At 54.5% G+C, this 22,453-nt stretch carries 22 protein-coding genes and 1 pseudogene; 14 read left to right on the top strand and 9 right to left on the bottom strand.

All coding sequences use genetic code 11. The features are described 5' to 3' along the window. Nucleotides 1-3: 3 nt before the first annotated feature. Complete coding sequence (locus NMAG_RS19620) at nt 4-876, bottom strand: NAD(P)-binding domain-containing protein (RefSeq protein ID WP_004216133.1); 873 nt, start codon at nt 874-876, stop codon at nt 4-6. A gap of 556 nt (nt 877-1,432) precedes the next feature. Here NMAG_RS19620 and NMAG_RS19615 point away from each other — a divergent pair. The 4 genes from NMAG_RS19615 to NMAG_RS19600 all read left to right on the top strand — a co-directional run bounded on the left by NMAG_RS19615 (nt 1,433) and on the right by NMAG_RS19600 (nt 6,077). After that, nucleotides 1,433-2,251 (top strand): CPBP family intramembrane glutamic endopeptidase, encoded by an 819-nt coding sequence (locus tag NMAG_RS19615; protein ID WP_004216132.1) that lies wholly within the window; start codon nt 1,433-1,435, stop codon nt 2,249-2,251. A gap of 624 nt (nt 2,252-2,875) precedes the next feature. Then, nucleotides 2,876-3,799: a manganese-dependent inorganic pyrophosphatase gene (locus NMAG_RS19610; protein WP_004216131.1), complete on the top strand. Its 924-nt coding sequence runs from the start codon at nt 2,876-2,878 to the stop codon at nt 3,797-3,799. A gap of 204 nt (nt 3,800-4,003) precedes the next feature. Further along, on the top strand, nt 4,004-5,341 hold the full coding sequence (locus NMAG_RS19605) for an RNA-guided endonuclease InsQ/TnpB family protein (protein ID WP_004216130.1): 1,338 nt from the start codon (nt 4,004-4,006) through the stop codon (nt 5,339-5,341). Nucleotides 5,342-5,480: 139 nt separating this feature from the next. Then, entirely contained in the window at nt 5,481-6,077 is a 597-nt protein-coding gene (locus NMAG_RS19600) for a cadmium resistance transporter (protein WP_004216129.1), read from the top strand. A gap of 403 nt (nt 6,078-6,480) precedes the next feature. Here the strand turns inward: NMAG_RS19600 and NMAG_RS19595 are convergent, their stop codons facing one another. Continuing rightward, a complete protein-coding gene (locus tag NMAG_RS19595) occupies nt 6,481-6,936 on the bottom strand; it encodes an ArsR/SmtB family transcription factor (protein WP_004216128.1) in 456 nt (151 codons plus the stop codon). 83 nt (nt 6,937-7,019) lie between these two features. On the opposite strand from NMAG_RS19595, the gene NMAG_RS19590 reads away from it, so the two are divergent. The 4 genes from NMAG_RS19590 to NMAG_RS19575 all read left to right on the top strand — a co-directional run bounded on the left by NMAG_RS19590 (nt 7,020) and on the right by NMAG_RS19575 (nt 10,526). Beyond that, complete coding sequence (locus NMAG_RS19590) at nt 7,020-7,874, top strand: hypothetical protein (RefSeq protein WP_012996968.1); 855 nt, start codon at nt 7,020-7,022, stop codon at nt 7,872-7,874. Between the two features lie 104 nt (nt 7,875-7,978). Next, entirely contained in the window at nt 7,979-8,908 is a 930-nt protein-coding gene (locus tag NMAG_RS19585; protein ID WP_004216125.1) for an ABC transporter ATP-binding protein, read from the top strand. Further along, nucleotides 8,905-9,702: an ABC transporter permease subunit gene (locus NMAG_RS19580; RefSeq protein WP_004216124.1), complete on the top strand. Its 798-nt coding sequence runs from the start codon at nt 8,905-8,907 to the stop codon at nt 9,700-9,702. Before NMAG_RS19585 ends, NMAG_RS19580 begins: the two co-directional genes overlap by 4 nt. 149 nt (nt 9,703-9,851) lie before the next feature. Next, the gene (locus tag NMAG_RS19575) at nt 9,852-10,526 is read left to right on the top strand and encodes a hypothetical protein (protein ID WP_004216123.1); all 675 of its coding nucleotides are present in this window, start codon (nt 9,852-9,854) and stop codon (nt 10,524-10,526) included. A gap of 336 nt (nt 10,527-10,862) precedes the next feature. Here NMAG_RS19575 and NMAG_RS19570 read toward each other — a convergent pair whose 3' ends face one another. Continuing rightward, the gene (locus NMAG_RS19570; protein WP_004216122.1) at nt 10,863-11,288 is read right to left on the bottom strand and encodes an EamA family transporter; all 426 of its coding nucleotides are present in this window, start codon (nt 11,286-11,288) and stop codon (nt 10,863-10,865) included. 369 nt (nt 11,289-11,657) lie between these two features. On the opposite strand from NMAG_RS19570, the gene NMAG_RS22805 reads away from it, so the two are divergent. Both NMAG_RS22805 and NMAG_RS19560 read left to right on the top strand, forming a co-directional pair. Then, nucleotides 11,658-12,086 (top strand): SHOCT domain-containing protein, encoded by a 429-nt coding sequence (locus tag NMAG_RS22805; RefSeq protein WP_338046888.1) that lies wholly within the window; start codon nt 11,658-11,660, stop codon nt 12,084-12,086. Continuing rightward, the gene (locus tag NMAG_RS19560; protein ID WP_004216121.1) at nt 12,034-12,612 is read left to right on the top strand and encodes a cadmium resistance transporter; all 579 of its coding nucleotides are present in this window, start codon (nt 12,034-12,036) and stop codon (nt 12,610-12,612) included. The genes NMAG_RS22805 and NMAG_RS19560 overlap by 53 nt, the downstream gene beginning before the upstream one ends. A gap of 175 nt (nt 12,613-12,787) precedes the next feature. Here NMAG_RS19560 and NMAG_RS19555 read toward each other — a convergent pair whose 3' ends face one another. Both NMAG_RS19555 and NMAG_RS19550 read right to left on the bottom strand, forming a co-directional pair. Continuing rightward, nucleotides 12,788-13,909 carry an amidohydrolase family protein gene (locus tag NMAG_RS19555; protein ID WP_012996966.1) on the bottom strand — a complete coding sequence of 374 codons (1,122 nt, stop codon included), beginning with the start codon at nt 13,907-13,909 and terminating at the stop codon, nt 12,788-12,790. An 823-nt stretch (nt 13,910-14,732) separates the two neighbouring features. Further along, nucleotides 14,733-16,652 carry an ATP-binding protein gene (locus NMAG_RS19550; protein WP_012996963.1) on the bottom strand — a complete coding sequence of 640 codons (1,920 nt, stop codon included), beginning with the start codon at nt 16,650-16,652 and terminating at the stop codon, nt 14,733-14,735. A 150-nt stretch (nt 16,653-16,802) separates the two neighbouring features. Here NMAG_RS19550 and NMAG_RS19545 point away from each other — a divergent pair, with 150 nt between their 5' ends. After that, complete coding sequence (locus tag NMAG_RS19545) at nt 16,803-17,150, top strand: DUF7344 domain-containing protein (RefSeq protein ID WP_237076864.1); 348 nt, start codon at nt 16,803-16,805, stop codon at nt 17,148-17,150. 93 nt (nt 17,151-17,243) lie between these two features. On the opposite strand, the gene NMAG_RS19540 is transcribed toward NMAG_RS19545, so the two are convergent. Then, nucleotides 17,244-17,648 (bottom strand): DUF7475 family protein, encoded by a 405-nt coding sequence (locus NMAG_RS19540; protein WP_004216117.1) that lies wholly within the window; start codon nt 17,646-17,648, stop codon nt 17,244-17,246. Nucleotides 17,649-17,903: 255 nt separating this feature from the next. Next, nucleotides 17,904-18,167 (bottom strand): hypothetical protein, encoded by a 264-nt coding sequence (locus NMAG_RS19535; RefSeq protein ID WP_004216116.1) that lies wholly within the window; start codon nt 18,165-18,167, stop codon nt 17,904-17,906. 219 nt (nt 18,168-18,386) lie between these two features. Here NMAG_RS19535 and NMAG_RS19530 point away from each other — a divergent pair, with 219 nt between their 5' ends. After that, nucleotides 18,387-19,811, top strand: coding sequence for an amidohydrolase (locus NMAG_RS19530; RefSeq protein ID WP_004216114.1), 1,425 nt, complete (start codon nt 18,387-18,389; stop codon nt 19,809-19,811). Nucleotides 19,812-20,135: 324 nt separating this feature from the next. Here the strand turns inward: NMAG_RS19530 and NMAG_RS22800 are convergent, their stop codons facing one another. Continuing rightward, nucleotides 20,136-20,399, bottom strand: coding sequence for a hypothetical protein (locus tag NMAG_RS22800; protein ID WP_394295570.1), 264 nt, complete (start codon nt 20,397-20,399; stop codon nt 20,136-20,138). A gap of 6 nt (nt 20,400-20,405) precedes the next feature. Between NMAG_RS22800 and NMAG_RS22795 the strand changes: the two genes are divergently transcribed. Further along, nucleotides 20,406-20,537 carry a hypothetical protein gene (locus tag NMAG_RS22795; protein WP_394295569.1) on the top strand — a complete coding sequence of 44 codons (132 nt, stop codon included), beginning with the start codon at nt 20,406-20,408 and terminating at the stop codon, nt 20,535-20,537. Nucleotide 20,538: 1 nt separating this feature from the next. On the opposite strand, the gene NMAG_RS22790 is transcribed toward NMAG_RS22795, so the two are convergent. Beyond that, nucleotides 20,539-20,811 carry a homing endonuclease associated repeat-containing protein gene (locus NMAG_RS22790; RefSeq protein ID WP_394295568.1) on the bottom strand — a complete coding sequence of 91 codons (273 nt, stop codon included), beginning with the start codon at nt 20,809-20,811 and terminating at the stop codon, nt 20,539-20,541. 290 nt (nt 20,812-21,101) lie between these two features. Between NMAG_RS22790 and NMAG_RS21240 the strand changes: the two are divergent. Continuing rightward, nucleotides 21,102-21,867, top strand: a pseudogene (locus tag NMAG_RS21240) (transposase). Nucleotides 21,868-22,453: the final 586 nt, after the last annotated feature.

Genomic DNA, 22,453 nt, shown 5'->3' with positions numbered 1-22,453 from the left:
CCGTCAAGTGGTGGGATGGTCCGCAGCGATGTCACCGATACATGACCAATCATGGTCCCCACGCCCCGCTTCGATCCCTGCTATAAACAGGCGGTGTAACGCCTGATAGATTCCCGCATCGAGATCCGCCGATTCGAGGTAGTCAGCGTACTCTTTGGCACCGTCTCCCCAGGTACGCACTGAGGCTTCGATGTTCCCCGGATCAGCCGGATCGGGGTCGATCTCTACCGTCTCACAGAGTCGGTCGATGTGCTGTGGATACACTGTCCGAATTTCCTGGGTGTACCACTCCAGCGGGATATCGTTGCGCTCGCAAACCTTCGCTCCCTGGAAGATGCTGACAGCCATCGGTAAGTATGGGAGTAACACGGCGAGTCCACTGATATAGGCATCCCCAGGAGTAGAACTAACGTATTTCACGGTCCCGAGGTCGGTCAGCAGCGGTCGAGCCTCCTTGAACGCGGCCCGGTCACCGGACAGGTACAGGGGTGTAGATTCCATGCCGATATCGCTCGGATAACCCAGGATCTCCACATCTAGGTATCGTCCGCCGTCCGATCGGATGAGTTCGTCAAGTTGGCGTCCCTGATCGTGCGTCACGAACGAGGTGCTCCCGATCGTTTTTCCGTCGAGGCTCACCGAAGCCTCCTCTATCAGCGATTTCGTTACGTCGTATCCGGCGACACATACGATCGTCAGAGGACTACGGTCTATCGCCTCTTCGACCGAATCGACCACAGTTACGTGCGGCCCGGCAAGTGCCAACGCTCGTTCACGGGTTCGATTCCAGATACTCACGCGGGTGTTCCGTTTGGCCAGCGTTTCGATGAGAGCGCTCCCCATCGCCCCGCAGCCGATCACCGAGATGTCGCTCATGATCGCTCAAACTCCGTACTCCCCGTAGTGACATAGCCCTTTGCGAATGAGTGCCATAGGCGGTCGATGGAACTGCACAACGAATAGGATTCGCAGCCCGATCCTCGCAGTATCTTCCGACCCACTCATAATCCGCATTTATGGACGACAGTCGCCCGGTTGAATCTGCTGCAGCATAGGGAGGTCCCTGCTGAATCCAGAGGGTGGATTCAGCAGGTAGTTTTTGACAGAATCTGAGGAGGACATTCAGTCTCTGCTGAATAGAACGCGCGAATGTCGCACGTAATCTGATTTATCTACGAAAGGTAGTGGTCGTTCAGTGTAGAGGATTTACACAAATGTAAGAACACACCCATATACATGTGGATTAACACCCTACCTTTTGTATGACACTGCGGATATCCGTGCCTCTCATAAGCGTGATAAGCCACCTGGGAGACGTCCGGAGGCATCGAACGTTCCTTGCCACGATGCTCTTGCCGATAATGCTGTTCCGGTACGTTTGCTTGAGCGCAATTGGCGGTCATATCGGGACGCCCCAACACGAGGTGGAACAATGACCGCCACTCGGCGATCACTTCTCGCGTTTGTTCTGCTAACGTTTCTCATCTCCTGGACTCCCTGGGGAATACTCGTCGTACTCGGCATGGCGCCCGGAGAAGAGTTAACGTTCGACCCGGCGTTCGTTCTCTTTGCTATCGGCGGCCTCGGCCCACCAATTGCGGCTGTGGTTGTTACACAGTTCACCGAGGGGGGCCAAAGCACCCGTCAGTTATTGCGCCGACTCCTCCGGTGGCGAGTCGGCTCGCGTTGGTATGGCGTCGCGGTATTGCTTCCGGGCGTCTTCGTCATCAGTGCGATTCTGCTTGACTGGCTGATTCTGGGGGTGACCACGCCGCTTCCGACCCCCGATCTCGCCCTCCTGTTCGTCGGGATGGTCATCGTGAATTCCATGTTTGCAGGGCTGGAGGAAATCGGGTGGCGGGGCTTTGCACTCCCACGGTTACAGTCGTCGTTGGATGCACTGACTGCGAGTCTCGTTATCGGCGTGGTCTGGTTGATCTGGCATGCCCCCTTGATGATCCTTCCCGGGGCGGTTCAAACGGACCTCCCAGCTCTCCCATATGCCATTCAGACTATTGCCCTCGCAGTGCTTTTCACGTGGTTGTACAATAGTACGCGAGGGAGTCTCTTACTCGTCGTCCTCCTGCATGGGTCGTTCAACGCATGGATAGGGAGTATTTTGCTTCTACGTGACGACATAGATCCGTTCACGTACTGGGTGATTGCGCTCGTCGTCTGTGTAATCACCATCGGGGTGATAGCCGTCTATGGAACCGAGCATCTATCCAGGATCGAGCGACAGACAGCATGAAGATGGCATAAGCGACGAAAAGCGCTCATACAGACGCTGGTAGCGATTAACTCCTTGACAATCACGTGAAACCATACTAACATTTTTGCAACATATAATGTTTCAATTTTTTAGGTCTATATTTATAGAAACGTGTATTGACATTCGAGTGCAGTGCATCCAATTGTAGGTCGCTTGGCCGATCGATCTATCTATATTAAACTGATATTACAAAATGGCTAATATATGCGCATTGTATCTTGCACGGATGGGACCAATCTTATTAAAAGTTGATAGAGATAGCGTGCAATATCCGCACGTCCATTGACCGGCTGATTCACCACAGATCAACTGAACCAAACGAACCCGCTGTGCTGCACTCACGCTCTATATTCAGCAGTTCACTCTTGGCAGTAATTCGGTAGTTCGATGAAGTTCTGCTGAACTCACAGCACGAATGTAGCACGAGCTCTGACTCAATCTGCGAAGGTGGTTCTCGTTCAGTACAGAGGATGTCTGCAGCACTCGGTCACAGGTCATTTCAAATATTAGTAAAATAGTCAGCACGTCTACCTACTGACCGATGACGTTCTGTCGGGAAGAGACAGAGGTAGAATTATAGATGCATAGCGTGCATTTCGCGGTATGTCACAGCCGCTCTACGTTATCGGCCACCAACAGCCAGATACGGATGCGGTCTGCTCTGCACTCGCGTATGCGTGGTTGAAACAATCGCAGGAAGTGGATGCTGTCCCGGCACGAGCTGGTGAGGTGAACCCTGAAACCCAGTTTGTTTTAAATTTCTGGAGTGTGCAGACCCCGCCCCTTCTGGAGGATGCCGCGACGGAACGGCTCATTCTCGTTGATCACAACGAGTACAGCCAGACCGTGCCTGGCGCTCGGGAGGCAGAGATCGTCGAAATCGTGGATCACCATCGTATCGGTGACGTGACAACCAGCAACCCCATCTTCTTCCGGAACGAACCAGTTGGCTCAACCGCGACCATTCTCACGCACCTGTACGACGAGGCAGACGAACCGATCGACAGTGAGACCGCTGGGCTGTTGCTAAGTGGTCTCTTGAGTGACACTGTCGTCCTCCGATCGCCTACGACCACCGACACGGATCGAGTTGTGGCCGAGCGCCTAGCGGAGACAGCCGGTGTGGAAATCGAGACGTACGGAAAAGATCTCCTCCAACAAAAAAGCAAACTCGGTAATAAAAGCCCGCGTGAGATGGTTCTTGGCGATTTCAAGGAGTTCGAATTTGGATCGCATCACGTCGGGATCGGTCAAGTCGAAACTGTCACCCCGGAAGCAGTGCTGGAGCAGCAAGCCGTTGTTCTCGCCGCGATGGACGATATCGTTGATGAGCGGGAGTTCACCACCCTCCTATTACTTGTCACTGACCTCCTTGACGAGGACTCGACTGTCCTCGTTGCCGGTGATTACACAGACACTGTCGCGGACGCCCTCGACACGACGTTTACCGATCAGAAAGCGTTCTTGCCAGGCGTCATGTCCCGGAAAAAGCAGGTAGTCCCGTCCCTTGAGGACGCTTTCAGTTGAGCTTATCCCCCAATCCTTCCCCGTACCGCCAATCTTTCCCCGTGCTGAGCGATTCTCCCGACTTACAGAAAATCAAGGAGAAAGCCCACGAGTTTAGTCGTGGGATGAATCCGACATCCCACGTCATCAACAACACTCAATGGCGGGCCTGAGTCTCCCACGCTAACGCATATCTTTACAAACAAACACTTCGTAGACGGTGATATGAAGCGAGCCAACCGGTTCAACGTTCGCCCTCGCTCTGCGAAAGAGCGCGAGGTGTTCGTTCGTTGGTTGGACGCTTCTGCGAGTCTCTGGAACGAGACAAACTACACTCGCCGCCAAAACTTCCTCGAAGACGATGAAAGCATCTGGGACGCCGACACCGGTAGTCTCGAAGGTAAGTACAAGGGTGTCCTCAGCAGTTCCGTCGCCCAGCAGATCATCCGCAAAAACTCCGAAGCGTGGCGGTCATTCCTCTCGCTCAACGAAAAGTACCACGCCGGGAAACTCAACGAGAAGCCGTCTCCACCCGGATACTGGGGCAGCAAAGACGATGGGCGGGTACTCCGCACGTACGTTCGCAACGACCAGTACACCATAGAGTACGGCGAACGTTCCCGACTTGAAGTCCCGATCGGCTCCGAACTCAAAGACGAACTTGGGTTGAATCGGAACCAACGCCTCCGCGTTGAAGTTGCTGGTGAGCCGAAATGGAGCGGCGAGCAGAACCGGCTTGAAATTGTGTACGACGAAACCGCAGATACGTTCAGGGCTTTCCAACCAGTCACCGTGCCTGATTCTCGACTGGACTCACCACTGGCTTCCCACGAAGCCGCCTTGGACGTGGGCGTGAACAACCTCGTCGCCTGCACAACAACGACCGGCTTTCAATTCCTGTTCGAAGGACGTAACCTGTTCGAGCAGTTCCGGAAAACCACGGAACGTATCGCACACTACCAGTCACTCCTCGAAAACCAGCGTGAGTCGAGCAAGCGCATCGACCGCTTGTATCGCAAGCGCACAAACCGGCGGAACCACGCCCAAGACACCCTCGTCCGCGAGCTCACGGAACGTCTGTACGACGAGGGCGTTTCGACGCTGTACGTCGGGGACATCAAGGGCGTGCTTTCGACGCACTGGTCGCCGTGTGTGAACGAAAAGACGCACAACTTCTGGGCGTACCGCCGGTTTATCAACCGCCTCGAAGACGTGTGTGAGGAGTACGGTATCACGGTCAACGAGGTATCTGAAGCGTGGACAACTCAGATGTGTCCCGAATGTGGCGAGCACAAAGGGACTATTCGTCACGAGGATTCGCTGGCGTGTCCGTGCGGATTCGAGGGGCACGCTGACCTCGTCGCATCGGAATCGTTCCTGAGACGGCAGAACACCGAAGTCGGGTCGATGGCACGGCCCGTGTATCTCAAGTGGAACAATCACAACTGGCGGGAACATCACAACCCGCCCTCCCTAGTGGAGACAACGGCTAACGAGGCGTACACAGACCAGAGTACCACCGTGGGTGGGAATGTCGCTGTCGGGGAATCTCAGGACGACTGAGACTCCCACGAAAGGAATCCCACGACTTCAGTCGTGGGTAGATGTCAAGCCAATACGGTACGAGTCAGAAAATGAGTGCCGGTCACGACATCCTCCAACGATCAGGGCTTTCGTAGAGAAACAATTATAGAAATCGGACATGACATATATAGGATCTGTGGAAGCTGTTCTGCTTGTGGGCGTGTGGTTGTTCGTCCTAACCCATATTGACACGCTACTCGTCATCGGCGCCTTTTGTGCGGACAACGATTACCGCCTTTGGGAAGTGCTTGTTGGGCATTACGTCGGCTTTTGTGGCGGATTGGGCGCGGCGGTCATCGGGACGATTCTTGCTGCCGAGCTACTCCAGGAGTGGACGTTCATGCTTGGTTTCGTTCCCCTCAGCTTGGGACTATGGGGACTACTCCGCCAGCGCCCAGAAACGACGGTCGAAGAGGTGCCCTTCGTGCCAAACTCTCTCGGACGTATCGGTGTCGTGACCGCCGCAGGACTGGGTCTCAGCGGCGAAAACATCGCTCTCTTCATCCCATTTTTCGCTACCCTCTCGCCAGCCGAACTGATACTTATCATCACTGTTTACCTGATCGGTGCCGGGGTCGTGTTTCTCGCCGCGCTCGCAACCGTATCTCGCCTCACTACCGACGGCATTCCTGACTGGCTGGATCGGTGGCTCGTCCCCTCCGTGTTGGTACTCGTCGGCGGGCTCGTCGTAGTGTCCGGATGGGTTATCGCCTGAACTCCACGTCTTTACCGAACCGATCGGCTTCTGTTCTCGGTTTCTACCGACTATAGGGTCACAACTACAATCTGAAAACCAAGTCGTCGTGCTGCACTAATGCTCTATATTCAGCAGGCATCTCTTGATAGCTATCGTAGGAATCGATTGCTGGTCCGTTACCTGCTTGACCTGTATTGACCGTTCGATCTTCCGCGTTGATCGCTCCTCAGTCCGTTCCACGTTCGCGCCTTGTATCTTGCAGTGGTATAGCGAGATATGGAAATTCTGTCAGAAAAGACGGCCGAAATTCGGAGGTGAAGGTACCGAGTCCGAGAGTTGGACATAATGAGTGCTGAAAACATTGAGGTGGACAGGAACCACAGCTGTCGTATTGGCTGCGTAGTTCCGCTCCTTGAATAACTCACTCGTCACCCGACACAAGTCGTACCAGAGCCTGGCCGATAGCAACTGGAGCAGCAATCGGACCGAGTGCGTGTACAAATTGTTTGAATGATGCGATCATCCCTGGTCTATCGTCAGAGGGGCCCAGATATAGAAGGAGTGGCGTCTCGGGTGGACCGTACACGTCCATCTCCATACCCTTCTCGGAGTAGCACGTATCGAGTACCGTAATTAATCCCGACTCCTGGAGATTGTCGAGGTGGTAGGAAACTCGCTGTAACGATAGATCGAGTTCGTCGGATATATCTTGTGCAGCCATTGGCTCCTCGTTGAGGAGAGCGAAAATGTCCTGACTCGTATCTGAAGAAAGCGCTTTAAAAACTTCGGACGTTAGATCGTCATCGATACAGAGCAGTTGAGGCTGTTCCTCTCTGTTGATGGTGGCGTCGGACGACGTCGGAAGTAGCTTTCCCATCGTGTGACCGATATTCGACCGGGCTCCCCAAATAGGTTGATTTCGATAAAAACTAATTTTGATCGTTTGAACGTACACTGACTATGGAGCCGATCAAACAACCCGACGACGTCGAAGGGTGTACCTGTCTTCGGTGTCGATCCACCGATCTACAGGTGTTTCGTCGCTCCATCGCTGGCGATATTCTGTGGGCGATATCGTTGCCGTGGCGACATCCATCAGTTCTCGTATTGGTCTTTGCAGTTACGGTTCTCAGTTGGTTGTTGTGGCCAGCGCTTGAAACGATGCCCCAGACGTGGCCGGTCGGAACAGCAGTGGCCTTCTACGTTGCACTAAGCACGACTGTCCTCCGTGTGTACGTCGTGGGCGTGACGACCGCTGCCTTACAGGGGTCAGTACGGTCGGCCCGTGAACTATTCGTGACGAGTCAACGACGGTTACCCGCCGTCGTCGTAACACTCATCGCTGTTCTGATTGTTGGGGCAGTCGCTATCGGTCTCGCGTCGATTCTTAGTTGGGGTCTTCTCTCGACTCTCACGTGGGTCGATGAACTGGCCGGGACGAGTCTTTCAAGCGAGTCCATCTACGATGGTGCGTCGGCGACACTCATATTTGGATCTGCATCGGCGCTCGCCATTTTCAAGTTCTGGCTTGCCCCTGAGATTTGTGTTGTGGGAGGCTACAACCCGCTGACGGCGCTCAGATTGAGTTGGTCTGTGACGAGTCTGCACTGGTTTCGCGTGCTGATAGTCATCGTTGGATTTTCACTCACCGTGTTTCTCCCACAGATTGGCAAACAGACGCTCTCTGCATTGGGAGGGAGCTGGCTCCTGTGGGACCCGCTCACCGGATTCATCCAGATGCTCTTCTACGGCGTCGGATACGCTATTTGGTTCGCCGTCGGCACACAAATCTATGTCCGCTCGACGCTCCCGTAGTGAACGGAACTGTCACAGTCATACCCGGAATGGGGTAGAACGGTCAAAATCGATTTTGACCGTAGATGATGGTTTTTTCACACGAGAGGTAACTGACGACTGAGATGGTAGCAAGTGAACCCATACTCGAAACGGAGCAACTCACCAAGGAATTCGGTGATCTCGCCGCAGTACGGGATCTCAACCTCTCCATCCGAAAAGGCGAGGTATACGGCTTTCTCGGACCGAATGGGGCCGGAAAGACCACGACGATCCACATGCTGTTGTCGCTCGTCCGACCTACCAGCGGCAGAATTCGGTTATTCGGTGAGGAAGTCGATCCTGGGTCGCCATCTCCGCGGAATCGAATTGGCGTCCTTCCAAGCCACGGCCAGCTCTACGACAATCTCACAGCACGAGAGCACATCGAATTCGTGGCTCGGATCAAAAACGCCGACGACGATCCAGAATCCCTCTGTGAGCGTGTCGGGCTGGAAACCACACTCGATCAGCGGGTTCGCGGGTTCTCCACCGGAATGAGACAGCGACTCAAACTTGCGATGGCACTCGTCGGAGACCCCGAACTTCTCGTCTTAGACGAGCCCACGAGTGGACTGGACCCAAACGGTGCACGACAAATGCGCGAACTCATTCAGACCGAGACTAAAAAGGGTGTGACAGTCTTCTTTTCCAGTCACATCCTTGGCCAAGTGGAACGGATCTGTGACCGGGTCGGGATTCTCGACAGTGGGAGACTCGTGGCTGAAGACACGATTTCCGGACTTCGATCCAGAACTGAAGAGACGAACACAGTACAGATCGAGTTTGACGATGCAGCCGCCCGTGCTGTCCACCGTGTACAACATCTCGATGCAGTCACCGCCGTGAACACGGATGACCGAAAGCTCGAACTGGTTCTCGAAGATATCGACGCCACAAACGAGGTGCTCAGTCAACTTTGTCAAGTGGAAGGTCGAATCCTGTCGGTCAATACCAACGAGACGTCACTGGAAGACCTATTTGCAGCGTACACTACCGAAGAGGTCAAAGCATGACGTGGCACGAAATTGCCCGCAAGGACGTTGCCGATTCAATCCGGTCGAACACGTTCGTCTTGTTGGCAGTCGGATTTCTCCTTGTCACGTTCACTCTGAGTTCGATGCAGCAGATCTTCGGCGACCCAACGTTCGAGGAGGGCGTCGGTGCGGCGTTCGGAACGATGAGCTTACTCATTCCAATCGTCGCAGTTTTGCTCAGTTATCCCGCAATTGTCGGCGAGCGCGAATCAGGAAGTATTCACGTTCTCCTCAGCCTTCCGGTGAGTCGAGCAGAACTGTTGCTCGGTAAAACTGTGGGGCGTACCCTGGCGCTGTTCGTTCCGGTGTTCATTGGGTACATGTTGGTGATTCCGTTTCTGTACGTCATCTATGGGTCCTTCGCTCTCTCCGAGTATGGGCAATTTCTGGTCGGCAACCTTACAAACGGAATTCTATATACAGTGATCGGCGTGTCGGTTTCGGCAGCCCTTGCGACCTCCCGTCGAGTTCTCGCAGTGTTGACTGGCCTCTTTTTGACTGTGTATTTCGCGCTGTACGTGATTGGTGACGTTCTCTACTGGGCAATCCACGGTGAGGTGTCTGAGACGTCCCCTGCCTGGATTGGGTTCATCGAGAACCTTGCGCCACACGAAGCAATAGGAATTATTATGGATGTACTCTGGACAAGAGAGTTGTCGACGGGAGAACCACTATTGCTACAAGAGTGGGTGAGTGTCATCGTATTCGCTCTGTGGTTCATCGTTCCGGTTGCAATCGGGTATCTTCGATTCAGATCAAGTGACGTCATCTAAGTGCTCCCAATAAGTGTCAAACCCCCAACTTCAGGATGACCGGATCGGTCGATTCACAATCAACTCGTTAGTGAACCTATAGTAACACCTGCAACTAGTTACACACTGATCGCCGAGCAGGCTGGCGATCAGGTGTGCAGTGACTTGCAGTGTCTACTATAATCAGAGGGGATATACAGCACGACCATCCGCTGAGGCTGTGTACGTTCGATGCAGTCGAGACGGTGAGTCCGTTCGCTAACCATATCAATATCAGCGTGACCGACATGCGCACCGCATTCAGCAGGGACGGAACGGCCCTCAATAACGTTATTAGAATGGGTGTGTTGATCACAGTCATGGTCTCACGCCGGACCCATGCAATCTTCGACTTCTTTGGAAACCTCGCAGTTGTGGGTCTAATACTTCTGTTCCGAAGAGAGTCTGCTCGGATTGAACAATTACGTCATGACGGATCGTTAGACGAAATCAGAGTGCCAGAGAGTTGTGCCATTGACGAACAGGAAATTGATGCCGCAGAACTTCAAACGACGTTCGCAGCCGAAGTGATTGAAGAGGTCGATATCCCAACCGTACGGACGGGTTGGTTTTTTGTCGGCATTGCGAGTGCCGTTGTCTATCGAATGCTGTACGACCGGGATATCGGGGGTATTCGCCGGTCACGTGTTCGACGGTGGGCGTTAATACTGGGAATGTGGGTTGGCCAGTTGCTTCTCAGTTTGGATGATCGAGAAACGTCACACAGCCTCGGCGTCGGATCTTCGGTGGGGGCTGTATGTTACCGGGTTAAATACGGCCTACTGGACGACTTACCCGAAAACTGAGCCCATCTATTTGATTGGTTCATTCGCGCTGTGTATTCCTCAGACTCTTCGAACAGATGCGCTAATTGGTAGGAATACCAGCGGCCAATAAGCAGTTCTCATTGACCGACTGTTTCAGACGAGAACATAGCTGAATAATAGGGCCTCAACAGGGCCAGTTGTTACTATATCTCGGACGCGATTTCTACCAGTTACTAGATGGTGATAGGTGGGCGAAGCGTGCGAGAGGCAAGCGCAAATCCAGCCCGGCGACGAGTGTAGACGGAGACAGGTGGATTGGAAGGTGAATGTGTCAGCGACACAGGGGAATACCTCGGGGCCTGACACCGAGGTAATTCACTGGGAAACCAGGATGACACCAAGAATGGCGAACGCTATTCCAGCCACTCTCGTTATCGTAACTTCGTCTCCAAGGATGACCACACCGATGAGCGCCGCGACGACGAAATACATCGCGCTAAGAGTCGAGACGACGGTTGTTGACCCTCCCGAAAGACCGATGTACATCGAAATCAGACCGATTCCGGTGAACAATCCGGCCACGCCAGCGAGCAGTCCGCCTCTCGCCGTAATAACAAGCGACGCGTCTGAAACGAGAATGTAGCCGAGTGCAAGAGGAGCCGCAACAAGATAGGAGATCGCGGCGGCCGTCCTCGGGTCAATAGACTCCGAGGCAGCGTTGCCCAGGACCACCCAGATTCCCCAGGTGACCATTGTAATTAACCCAAAGAACACAGCCGAATCTATCTCAGGCAAATTCATAGTGTGTACTCCTACCTTGTCACCGAAAAGCACCGCCCTTCCTTATTTGGAAGTCTCAAATAGCTAAGATTCAGTTACCATCGACTCGTCCGGGTCGCCATTCGCGTGGCGATGCGTTCCACCACATCGTTGCGGTATCTGATCATCACGAGGTATCTCCCAACCTATGACAAATATGAAGTGACGCGACAGATGATATGAGGTGCATAGATGGGGACAAGCGACTCAAAAAGCCACGGGCCCGGAGGCGACCCACTATCGACGGTGATTGTCGGCATCATCTCGATTGTAACGTTCACAGTCGGATTTGGGCTGTTAGCGCTTGGGTTCGAGTTCTTTTAGATCACGTTTGTCGTTGGCTTCGCTGGAGTGTTGCCGCTTGCACTGGGACTTCTCGAGTACTACCAAAATCAAGAGACTGCAAACGAGTCGGCAACTGGTGAAGTGAGTGCGGAAGAAACTGCGCTGGAAGAATTGCGTTCGCGGTATGCACGGGGCGAACTCACTGATGACGAATTTGAACGGCGACTTGATCGACTCCTTGCGACGAAGACTTTGAAGATGCACAACGGCACCATGAACGCAGCGACGAACGGACTGATCGTCGGTCCCGCACGGATGCGTCTGACGAGTTCGAACTCGAGTGAACGTTCTGCGTTGGTCACGGCTTTTCAGTACAGCAGACACAACGGTAGGATGGAGAGGAAACCAATATATGGTTTCAGTGCGACTAGCATTGTGTTCTGTGGAGACAGTCTTGTTTGTGGCCCTGTGGTTGTTCATTGTAACCCATATTGATACGTTACTCGTCATCAGTGCGTTTTGTGCGGATAACGATTATCAGCTCTGGGAAGTGCTTGTTGGACACTATGTGAGTTTTTGTATCGGTCTCAGTGCTGCGGTTGTCGGGGCGATTGTCGCGGCTGAACTCCTGTACGAGTGGACCTTTCTGCTGGGAGTCGTTCCCCTCACCATCGGTCTGTGGGGTCTCATCAGTCGTCCTCCAGAAACAACCATTGAAGAACTACCGGCTGTGCCGAACTCAGTCGGGCGTATTGGTGTGGTTACCGTTGCGGGAATCGGACTTAGCGGTGAAAACATCGCAGTGTTCGTTCCGTTTTTTGCCGACCTTGGACCAGGAGAGTTGCAACTCATCGTCATCGTATATTTGATCGCCGCTGGAATCGTATTTCTCACTGCGCTCCTACTCGTGTATCGCGTCGCTATCGATGGGATCTCTGATCGACTTGACCGATGGCTCGTTCCCACCGTGCTGGTGATTGTTGGTGGATACGTTATTGTCGCTGGACTGACTGTGGCTTGAAATCCTACGCCTGCACGAGTTGATCAGCGAAACAGTAGCGATCGGCAGCACGAAAGGGCAAACGCTTTCGAACGACGTTGCTCGACTGCCTGAGGGATCTTCGAACCCTCTCCGTTTGGGGCGAGGACACCGAGGGGGAGATCAGCTAGCGCGTGCCTTCACCCGCGAAGCCAGTTCACCGAAGCAGGCCCTTGATGTTACGATGCCGAATATTCGCCCACGCATCGAGTTCGAGATCGAACTGTTCAAACATAGCAAAGTGTGGAATCTGGTGGCCGGGAAAGAGATAGTCGGTCCCGAAGACGAGTTGATCGTGGTGTGACTCGAGGAACGCCTGTCCGTACGCTTCGTCGCGGGTGAGCGCGTTCCATCCTCCGAGGGTGGAGATGTCGCCGTAGATGTTGTCGTACGCCGCGAGCAAGTCCCAGACACGGCCAGGAGCTTCAATCGGTCCCTCCGGGATCCGCCCGCGATCCTGCGGTTCGACGTCAGCGGCCATGTGCGACCACCACCCGTGGGCGTGTGCAACGAAATCAACCTCGGGGTACGACGCCAGTATGTTCTCGAGTCGCGGGAGGCCGACCTCGTCCCGCATCATCTGTTGATCGGTGTGAAAGAGGACCGGCAACTCGTACGTCGCACAGAGCTCATACAGCGGTTCGAGGCGGTCGTCGTCGATATCCATCTCCATTTTGAGCTCGCCGAACCCACGAGCGCCGCGGTCGATGTAGTGCTCGAGGCGGTCGGCGGCAGCGTCTGCTCCGTCGACGGCTCGCGGATCGACCGTGCAGAAGGGAACGAGCCGGTCGGGATACGAAGCGACCTCGTCGAGCACCCATTCGCTCGGCGCTTGAACCGGATACGCTTCGGGAGCATCGAACGCGAGGACGACCGCTCGGTCGACGCTGTTGGCATCCATCCACTCGACGAGTTGTTCGGCGAAGAGAGGGTCGCGACCCCGCGCTTCTGTCGGTATAACGTGCGTGTGTGCGTCGAACAGCGGGAGGTCGTCGACGGTTTCCGGCTCGTCGTCGGTCTCTGCGTCGTCTTCGTCGCTCTCTGTGTCATCTTCGTCAGTCTCGTCATTGTCTTCGTCGCTCTCTGTGTCATCTTCGTCAGTCTCGTCATTGTCTTCGTCGCTCTCTGTGTCATCTTCGTCAGTCTCGTCATTGTCTTCGTCGCTCTCTGTGTCATCTTCGTCAGTCTCGTCATTGTCTTCGTCGCTCTCTATCTCACCCCCAATCGTCTCTCGGGTATCGAACGTTTCATCAGTCGGCTCCGGGGGTTCGGACTCCATTGTTGGTCTGTCGGAACCGGTCGATGTGCAGCCAGCAGTGGTTACAGAGAATCCAACACCTGTTAGTGCGAGATACCACCGCCGCGTCGTAGCAAGGTCTTCGTACAGAGAGTCAGCAGCGTCTGATACAGCTGATTTTGAGTCACGAGAAGTTGAATCGTCAGAGGATGGGGACGGGCGAGACATGCCCTGTAGCTCTACAGAGCAATATATTATTAACGCGTGCGTATGGGAATTAACTTGCTCGTATTCGGGCAATCGAATCCTGTCACAAGATATGACCCCATTCTTGTCCGTCTCTGGTACGATACTGCGATCCGTGACGTCTTCCACACGACTACAGTCATAGGCTGTCTCCTGTTGTCACTGCAAGTCCATGTTGACAGAGGGTTGACTATACTCAGAGAGCGCGGTGAAAAGATTGTTTTTGATACTTATGAAACCAAACACTCTATCGCCGGAAATTGGGGTGGAATCTCCCATCTCACACCTTGGCAGAAATCAGATAATTTAAACGTTCTGTGGTGAACGCAGGCTACTGTGTTGGTGATTCTTCTGGGAGATCGTCAACACTGCACATTTGCAGCACCTGCCGGATATGAAAATCTTTCTCAGAAGTATCGTTTGCCACCAAGGCCTTCTTGAGATGCGCTTCACACTCGTTGCAGAGTTTTGCCATACCAATAACCAATTGGAGAGTTTATTAAAGTTGTATGATAAGCAATGGCTATGGCCTTGTGCTATCCAGATTCGCAATCGAACAATACGCACAGAGACTAACCAAATGATTCGTAAGGGGATGGTAACCGCCAATAGCGGGCAGTCAGGGATCGGCAGCTGGAAGTGTAAACGAGAATGTTGAACCCTCACCCGGCTCGGACTCAACCCAGATCTCACCCCCGTGACGTTCGATGATGCGCCGACAGAGTGCCAGTCCAATCCCAGTTCCGGAGTACTCTTCCTGACCGTGGAGACGGTGAAACACCTCGAAGACGCGATCTTGCTGCTCAGGATCGATTCCAATCCCTTCATCGTGGACTGAGACCTCCCACATCCGCCCCTGGTAAGTGGCCTCAACGTGAATCTCAGGCGGCCCATCACCGCTGTACATAATCGCATTACTCAGCAGATTTTGGAAGACTTGCCGTAGCTGACTGTCATCACCTTTGATCCACGGTAGGTCGTCAGTGGTGACTATTGCATTACTCTCCTCGAGTTGTATCTGAAGATCCGTTTGGACGTCCTCGAGGAGCCGATCCAAATCGACCGGTTCTAACGGATCACCCTGTGTATCCACTCGCGAATATTCGAGGAGCGCGTCGATCATTTCTCGCATCCGGTCGGCTCCGTCGATGGCGAACTCGAGGAACTCTTCACCGTCGTCGCCGAGTTCGTTTGCGTACCGACTCTCAATGAGCTGGAGATAACTCGAGACCATCCGCAACGGTTCCTGTAGATCGTGGCTGGCGGCGTAGGCAAACTGCTCGAGTCGTTCGTTTGACTCTTCGAGTTTGTGCTCGTACGCTTTGCGTTCGGTGAGGTCTTGACCAATACCAATCACTCGAGTGATTCCCTCGTCGTTCTCGACGCGTTTCCCTCGGACGCGGAGCCACCGAATTTCGTCGTCAGGTCTCACGACTCGGAACGTCTCATCAAGCGGCTCATCCGGAAGGTTATTGAAGTTCGTGCGGACGCGTTCGCGATCTTCTGGGTGGACCCATTGGAGATATGAACTTGGGTCATGGTACAGCCGCTGTCGACTAACACCCCAGATATCGTCGAATGAGGGGCTAATGTACTGATATGCCATCGTTTCTGGATCGGTTATCCAGATGATTTCTCCGATGTTCTCCGCGACCATCCGAAACTCCGCTTCGCGCACCTTTCGATCCGTAATGTCGCGGAAGTAGACTGAGAGACCTGTTTCAGATGGATACGCGTTGACTTCGAACCATGTATCGAGTGGCTCAGGATAGTAAAACTCGAACGAGGTCGGTTCCTGTGTTTCCATCGCTCGTTCGTACTCCGTTCTGAGTTTCGAGTCGGCTGCCCACTCGAACGTGTCCCAGACGTGGTTACCAACGAGGCCCTCGTCTGTAAAATCGATTAACTCTTTCGCACGGTCGTTGAGGTACGTGAAATCCCCATTTTCGTTGAGTGAGTAAAACGCATCCGAGATGCGACTGTGCATCTCCTCGAGTTCGTTTCGTGTTTTCCTGTTCGCGATAGCCGAGGCGAGCACGTTGGCGACGCTTTTGACGAAGTTTGCGTCGTGTTCGGTAAACGATCGCTTCTCGGTCGTATGGGTTCCAAAAACGCCCCATGGGTCTTCAACTGACCCAATGATGACGCTGATCCCGCTGACAACGTTGTGGCTGGTGAGCAACGCCGGGCCAGAGAACCGCTCATCAATGGAGAGGTCATCGACAATAATCGGCTCTTCGGAGAGGAGTGTGTACCCTGCCTGTGAGTCGAGATCAGCAGGAACTGTCGCATTCCCGACGAGGTCATTGCGCCAGCCGACGCCTTGACGGAGAAAGACGTCGTCACCACCGGGAAGCAACTGGAGAACCTTTGCATACTCGACATCGAGGGTCTCAGCGACAACAGTGACTGCCTCCTCCATCAAGTGGTCCAGATCATCAGTCTCGAGCGCCTGCTGTCCCAGTTCGGCAACGGCCTCCTGTTGACGGATGCGTGTATGGACTTGTGACTCCGCATCTGAGCCCGGTGATGATGGCATTTAACACAGAAAATATGGCGATGCGTATAAGGGCTTCTCCCAGATCCAGATATTGGGTAATGTTACATCTCATCCGTTTTAGGTCGGACAAACCGCGTACGCGTTGAGTGTGTCCAACCCATGGTGAGTTTTATTACACATGGTGAAATAGTGATTAGAATAGAATCGTTAGATCTGGTATTTGATCTTCTAAGCAAAGAGCGGCGACGGTACGCGTTGTATTATCTTGAGCAAGAGGACGGTCCAGTTCCAATAGATGAACTCGCTGAACAAGTTTCTGAGTGGGAAACGAGTGGCGGACAACTCTCAATTCCGGACGAAATGTTCAAAGACGTTGAAATGAGCCTCTACCATAGTGATTTGCCGAAAGCAGCTGAAGCAACGTACGTTGAGTATGACTCTGAAGAGGGCGTAGTAGAAGTAACCGGCACACCCCCTGAGGTAGACGCTATCATCACTGTGGCCAAGGTCATTGAACGACCAGACCGCAATCCGTAGTCTGAAACGCATCAGTAGTACCGTACTGGTCCAGCAATATACCTCTCTAAAGAAAACAGCGAGAGTTCCACGGGTCACCTGCCCCGTGGTCGTTTACCGCGTCCCGGCGTAGAGATAGAGGGCACAGACTGCGAGAATGGCTTCGGCGGCCTTAGTAATCACTGCGATCGGATTGATACTCCCCTGCATATAGAACGCCTCCACGCCCCACCCTTGTACAGGGAAGAGCGCCAGAATCGTTACGATCGAGTAGATGGCGGCAACGAGGAACAACCACGGTTGCCAATATCGCGTGACGTAGAGGATCGCTCCGCCAATGAAGCCGAGCCCGTTCAAAATAAAGAGGAGAGCTAATATCTCACTCATTTCAATCGCGTTTGTTGATGCTATCAAGTGGAGCACTCCTGTTATGAGTGCCATAATGATGGCAACGTACCCGATCGGGTTTGCTGGCCACTCAAAGAGCGATCCCGTCCCTGTTGTATGCTTCGCACACATATCCACAATATTGTGTAATCACGTGAAAAAGTATTCTGGTGCGATTATAGAATTCGGGTAGCTCGGGGGCCAAGCCCGCTAATTGGCTGGTCGGTACGGGCTAGTTCTGGAGGGAATACGGCACACGGCACATGGCACACGGGACAAATACGCGTCTTGCGCCTTCTACAGCGATGAGAATCCCTGCCGTAGCTGGCAGGTTGATCAGCGACGAGTGCACAACTGTAGTGGACAGTTGTGTTCCTGGACACCAGTTCAATTTTCTGGTGTTGTCACACGGAGTTCGTCATCAACTTCGTAGAAGTACCCCCTCTCGAGTAGCCGGGTAAGTGCATGGTCCACATCTACCGCTTCGAGTGCGAGTTCATCGGTGCTGAGAAGAATATCGTGGGCCTGCTCTCGAGAAACCGACTGCGCGTCCCCGTGATACCCAGGTTCGACTCCCTGGGAAAGAATGACATCGTAGGCGTCGAGAATCCACTCTGGGAGTGGCGGTCGTGGATCGATGATGTCGTTCATTGTGCCTTCGTACTGGGTGCTCCACGGTTGTCGGCTTAAGTATATCCCCAAAGAATACTGGATTCAATTTCGAGACGAAATAGACACGGGGTTTGGATTCGGACACAATGTCCCACGAGCGGTATCCCGCGAGTAGTTGCCACGGCACCTATTGAGTTGGTCGCTGTGAACAGGTTCCGGAGGACGTAGCTTTAATATACCACTCGTCAGGGACATGTCATGGACAAGTCAACGCTGTTCGGTCGAATCGACGAGTACGAACCGCAATTGAAGCGTATCGCACAGGATCTCTGGGAGAATCCCGAACTCGGGCTTCACGAGGAGGAGTCTGCGAAGATTCTGATATCCGCGCTCGATGAGGAGGGGTTCGAAATCGAGACCGGCATCGGCGGAATGCCGACGGCGTTCATCGCCTCCTACGGCGACGGGGAGCCGGCGATCGGTATCCTCGGCGAGTACGACGCGCTTCCAGGACTCTCACAGGACGTAAGTGCCAATCGCGAGCCCGTCGAACCGGACGGGCCTGGGCACGGCTGCGGGCACAACCTCTTCGGGACGGCCGGCGTCGGCGCCGCCATCGCCGTCGCAGACGCAATCGACGCCGGTGAACTCGAGGGAAGGGTTGTCTTCTACGGCTGTCCCGCCGAAGAGACCCTCGTTGGGAAGACCTACATGGCTCGTGCAGGAGCCTTCGACGACGTCGACGCGGCGATCACCTGGCACCCAGGCGATCTGAACACGCCCAGGCTGGGCTCGACGAACGCACTCAACTCGCTTATGTTCACGTTCGAAGGCGTCTCTGCGCATGCCGGCGGCTCGCCCGATTCCGGACGAAGCGCACTCGACGGCGTCGAACTGCTGAACACCGGCGTCGAGTACATGCGCGAACACATCTCCGATGACGCGCGGCTACACTATGCCATTACTGACGGTGGCCAGGCGCCAAACGTCGTCCCAGCGGAGGCGACCGTCTGGTACTTCGTCCGCGCTCCCGACCGCGAGGAGGTCGAACGAAACACCGACTGGCTGCGCGACATCGCCGAGGCGGCCGCGATGATGACTCAAACGGACGTCACAGAACGATTCCTGACCGGCTGCTACGATTACCGTGCTAACAACGTCGTCTCGGATGTCATCTGGGAGAATATGCAGGAAGTCGGCCCCATCGACTACACCGAAGACGATCACGAGTTCGCCCGCGACCTCCGGGAAACGATCCCCGAAGACCGGATCGAGTCCAACCTCGCGAACGTACCGGATGAGCTCTACGCGGAGATCCGCGACGAGGCGTTGTATTCGGACCCGGTCCAGGCCTACGACGAGGACCGACAGTCGCACGGTTCGACGGAGGTCGGGGACGTGAGCTGGATCGTCCCGACGGGACAGTTCCGTGCGGCGACGTGGCCGGTCGGCGCACCCGGTCACTCTTGGCAGGTCGTCGCGGCAAACGGAGACTTTGGCAAAGAGGGTGTTGCCTTTGCCGCGAAGGTGCTTGCCGGAACGACCTACGATCTGCTGGCCGACGAATCGACGCTTGAGGCGGCACACGACGAGTTCGAGACGGAGATCGGTACGGACGCGTACGAGACGCCGCTGCCCGCAGATGCTGAACCACCGTTTGACGTGACTACAATGGGGAACTGACCAGCTGTTCCGTCACGCATAGATATTTTCCCCACATTCTAATCGGCAAGTACCGGCTCTGCCGGGCTGATATCTGCTGTCGATAGCTCCGACTCTATTCCAGATCAACAGTGGTCTAGCTATCTTAGTTGCCTTAGCCGACTTAGGTACCTTAGTCAGCTAAGTTGCCTAACCTGGGTTTGGTTCCTCAACTAGATCTCTTATGGTGGCAGAGCTAGGAATGCGCCTTGTAGCCGTAACTGGGGGCGCTGCGCCCCCGTCATCAAAGAACGACCAGCGACAGCTACGAGTGAGAGCGGTCGCCTCGTCCGCACAGTGTCCCCTTCACTCACGTCCACCGCCCGTCAGGTCGCGTGCGATCGTCACTGCGGATTGCAGGATGAACGCGCCGATGAATGCGCCGACAATCGCCGTGATCATCGTCGTCGCCAGTCGGATGTAGGGGTAGAACTCCCCACCGACTGGTGGTGCCGTCGACCAGACAATCCACGCCGGGACCGCCGCCGCAGCCACCAAGATAATCGCGATCGGGATCAGTACCAGTATTGCGCTCGCGTCCGTGCCTGTGTTCGAATCTGAGTTGCTCATATTGCTGTGAGTTCGTCGTCTGCGTACTTCTCGCCTCTCGCCCAGTTCGGCTTCCACGAGTGCCTCGAGCACCTCGATCTCGCCGAGTGGGAGATCGATTTCCGTGCCTGTCTCTGGGAGGGCAGTTGCCGAGAGTGACTCAGCCCCCGAGCCAAACTGCCGCAGCGTCGACACCGTATGGTGGCCGTAGCGCTCGTACTCGTCTGACGAGGGAATGACCGTGGAAGACCGCGCCACACCGCAGATCGAAAATCAACTCCTCGTCTGTGATCCTGTACCGCAACTGGTCCGAGGTGATGGAGTCGTAATCGTCGGGATCGAATCCCGCTTCCTCGAGTGCTGCACTCCACGACCCGAAGTGCCTGCGATACGTCGACACTGAGTGGACGCCCTGTGCACCCATAGTAGTCACACTCGGTCATCCGCTTGTGCCTGCACGCCTGCCGTCGCCAACGCCCCCGCACCGAGTGACGCCACCACCGCTCGCCGGAGACATGGGCCTCCTACCATAGTATGATGTCTTGTCACAGATCTAAAGACCCCCGCCTTGGAAGTGCTAGCCCTTTTGCTAGTCGCTCTGTGGCGGTTCTTGCTGCTCAGTTCGATTAGAGGCTGAACAGGCCCAAATCATCGCGCTTTAGCGCGGCGCTTACCCCGACGTCGTAACATCGATTTTGCTGGCAAATAAATGACCAGTCAACGATGGATGAAGAATCTGCTCAAGTCTTCCTCCCATCACGTGAACGGTGTTTTGAACGTCTCCGTCTCGCCCGCTTCGGAGAGACCGTGACGTGTCCCCACCGCGGAAGCAACGAGGTCGTCAAGCGGGGAACCACAGGAAAGACGCTCAGCAGTACTGGTGCAAAGACTGCGAGACGTACTTCAACGACCTCACGGACACGATTTTTGGCCGGCAGCGATTCGAACTTGAAGAGATGGTCTACACGATCAAGGAGATGCGATCTGAGCCGACCGCTCAGATTGCTCATGATCTTGACCGTGATTACGAGGCCGTTCTTGACTTCCTCCACGAAGTCCAAGAAGCGAGTGGTGGCATCGACGAGCTCGAACTTTCCGAGGTATGAAGCCGACGATATCTACGTGACTGCTGGTGAGAAAGGACGTGAGGGCGAGGATTCGAGTCCGCGCAAGGACGCTGACGAAGACATCGCAGAGTACGGTGACGGCAGTGTCATTCCCTGTACGGATGGATATTCGATCCATGAGAACATCGAAGAGAAGAAGAGGGTCAACGGCTATCTGACCGTCATCCACTCCGAGACCTACGTCATCGGCGACGCCTACACAAACACCTGCGAGAACCGCACAGCTTCCTTCGCCAGTGGCTGGCGAAGTTCAGAGGTGTCTTGAAACATCATCTCCAGGCATATCTAAACTATCTTATGCTAAACTCAACTCACCGGAAGACTGGTTCGAGGAACTCCTGTGTTACAATGTATCTGGATGAGCATCGTTCGAATACATTGTTGCATGGCGTACGACAGGGACGACAGCGGCCTGGCTCTCGAATTCCGCCGAGTCAATGGCTTCCATGTGTTCGAGGACTCGTCCGTGACCGCACCCGGTTCAACGTTGATGGTTGATCGCGATTTCCCTCGTTTCGGCTCCGTCTACCGCCGCCTTCACGACACCCTTCTCTTCAAGGAGTGTTTGGACGTGATCTATGGTGGCACTCGTTGTCTCTCTTGTCCCCCGTTTGTTAAACGACATCTCTTCCATCTCTCCCGTTTCGACCTCAATGGAGACACGATTTCGCCCCCAGAGTGTCCGTACTCTTGGTCGGGAGCCGCTTCAATCGAGGCAATTGCCGGGAACCATGCTCCGCCACTCTTGTGACGGTATCTCGGAACGGAATGCTCGAAGACATCGGTTTCAACGGCACTAGTCCTGGTTTTGATATGATTCCATCCCGACTGCAGAGAAACTGGCAGCGTCTCGGATTGAATACCGGCGATCGATGAGTTCGCCGAGAGACTGCCAACGAGCGCCGAGCGTCGGCAGGTGAGTCGTGAATAGTTCAAAGTAAGTATTCA

Source organism: Natrialba magadii ATCC 43099, assembly GCF_000025625.1.
Taxonomy (GTDB): Archaea; Halobacteriota; Halobacteria; order Halobacteriales; family Natrialbaceae; genus Natrialba; species Natrialba magadii.
This window is presented reverse-complemented; position numbering and strand designations above follow the sequence as displayed.

What these genes read in the sequence shown, in the direction of transcription:
- NMAG_RS19620 (WP_004216133.1), bottom strand. Translation starts at nt 876, where the DNA reads ATGAGCGACATCTCGGTGATCGGCTGCGGGGCGATGGGGAGCGCTCTC.
- NMAG_RS19615 (WP_004216132.1), top strand. Translation starts at nt 1,433, where the DNA reads ATGACCGCCACTCGGCGATCACTTCTCGCGTTTGTTCTGCTAACGTTT.
- NMAG_RS19610 (WP_004216131.1), top strand. Translation starts at nt 2,876, where the DNA reads ATGTCACAGCCGCTCTACGTTATCGGCCACCAACAGCCAGATACGGAT.
- NMAG_RS19605 (WP_004216130.1), top strand. Translation starts at nt 4,004, where the DNA reads ATGAAGCGAGCCAACCGGTTCAACGTTCGCCCTCGCTCTGCGAAAGAG.
- NMAG_RS19600 (WP_004216129.1), top strand. Translation starts at nt 5,481, where the DNA reads ATGACATATATAGGATCTGTGGAAGCTGTTCTGCTTGTGGGCGTGTGG.
- NMAG_RS19595 (WP_004216128.1), bottom strand. Translation starts at nt 6,936, where the DNA reads ATGGGAAAGCTACTTCCGACGTCGTCCGACGCCACCATCAACAGAGAG.
- NMAG_RS19590 (WP_012996968.1), top strand. Translation starts at nt 7,020, where the DNA reads ATGGAGCCGATCAAACAACCCGACGACGTCGAAGGGTGTACCTGTCTT.
- NMAG_RS19585 (WP_004216125.1), top strand. Translation starts at nt 7,979, where the DNA reads ATGGTAGCAAGTGAACCCATACTCGAAACGGAGCAACTCACCAAGGAA.
- NMAG_RS19580 (WP_004216124.1), top strand. Translation starts at nt 8,905, where the DNA reads ATGACGTGGCACGAAATTGCCCGCAAGGACGTTGCCGATTCAATCCGG.
- NMAG_RS19570 (WP_004216122.1), bottom strand. Translation starts at nt 11,288, where the DNA reads ATGAATTTGCCTGAGATAGATTCGGCTGTGTTCTTTGGGTTAATTACA.
- NMAG_RS19555 (WP_012996966.1), bottom strand. Translation starts at nt 13,909, where the DNA reads ATGGAGTCCGAACCCCCGGAGCCGACTGATGAAACGTTCGATACCCGA.
- NMAG_RS19550 (WP_012996963.1), bottom strand. Translation starts at nt 16,652, where the DNA reads ATGCCATCATCACCGGGCTCAGATGCGGAGTCACAAGTCCATACACGC.
- NMAG_RS19540 (WP_004216117.1), bottom strand. Translation starts at nt 17,648, where the DNA reads ATGTGTGCGAAGCATACAACAGGGACGGGATCGCTCTTTGAGTGGCCA.
- NMAG_RS19535 (WP_004216116.1), bottom strand. Translation starts at nt 18,167, where the DNA reads ATGAACGACATCATCGATCCACGACCGCCACTCCCAGAGTGGATTCTC.
- NMAG_RS19530 (WP_004216114.1), top strand. Translation starts at nt 18,387, where the DNA reads ATGGACAAGTCAACGCTGTTCGGTCGAATCGACGAGTACGAACCGCAA.
- NMAG_RS22800 (WP_394295570.1), bottom strand. Translation starts at nt 20,399, where the DNA reads ATGAGCAACTCAGATTCGAACACAGGCACGGACGCGAGCGCAATACTG.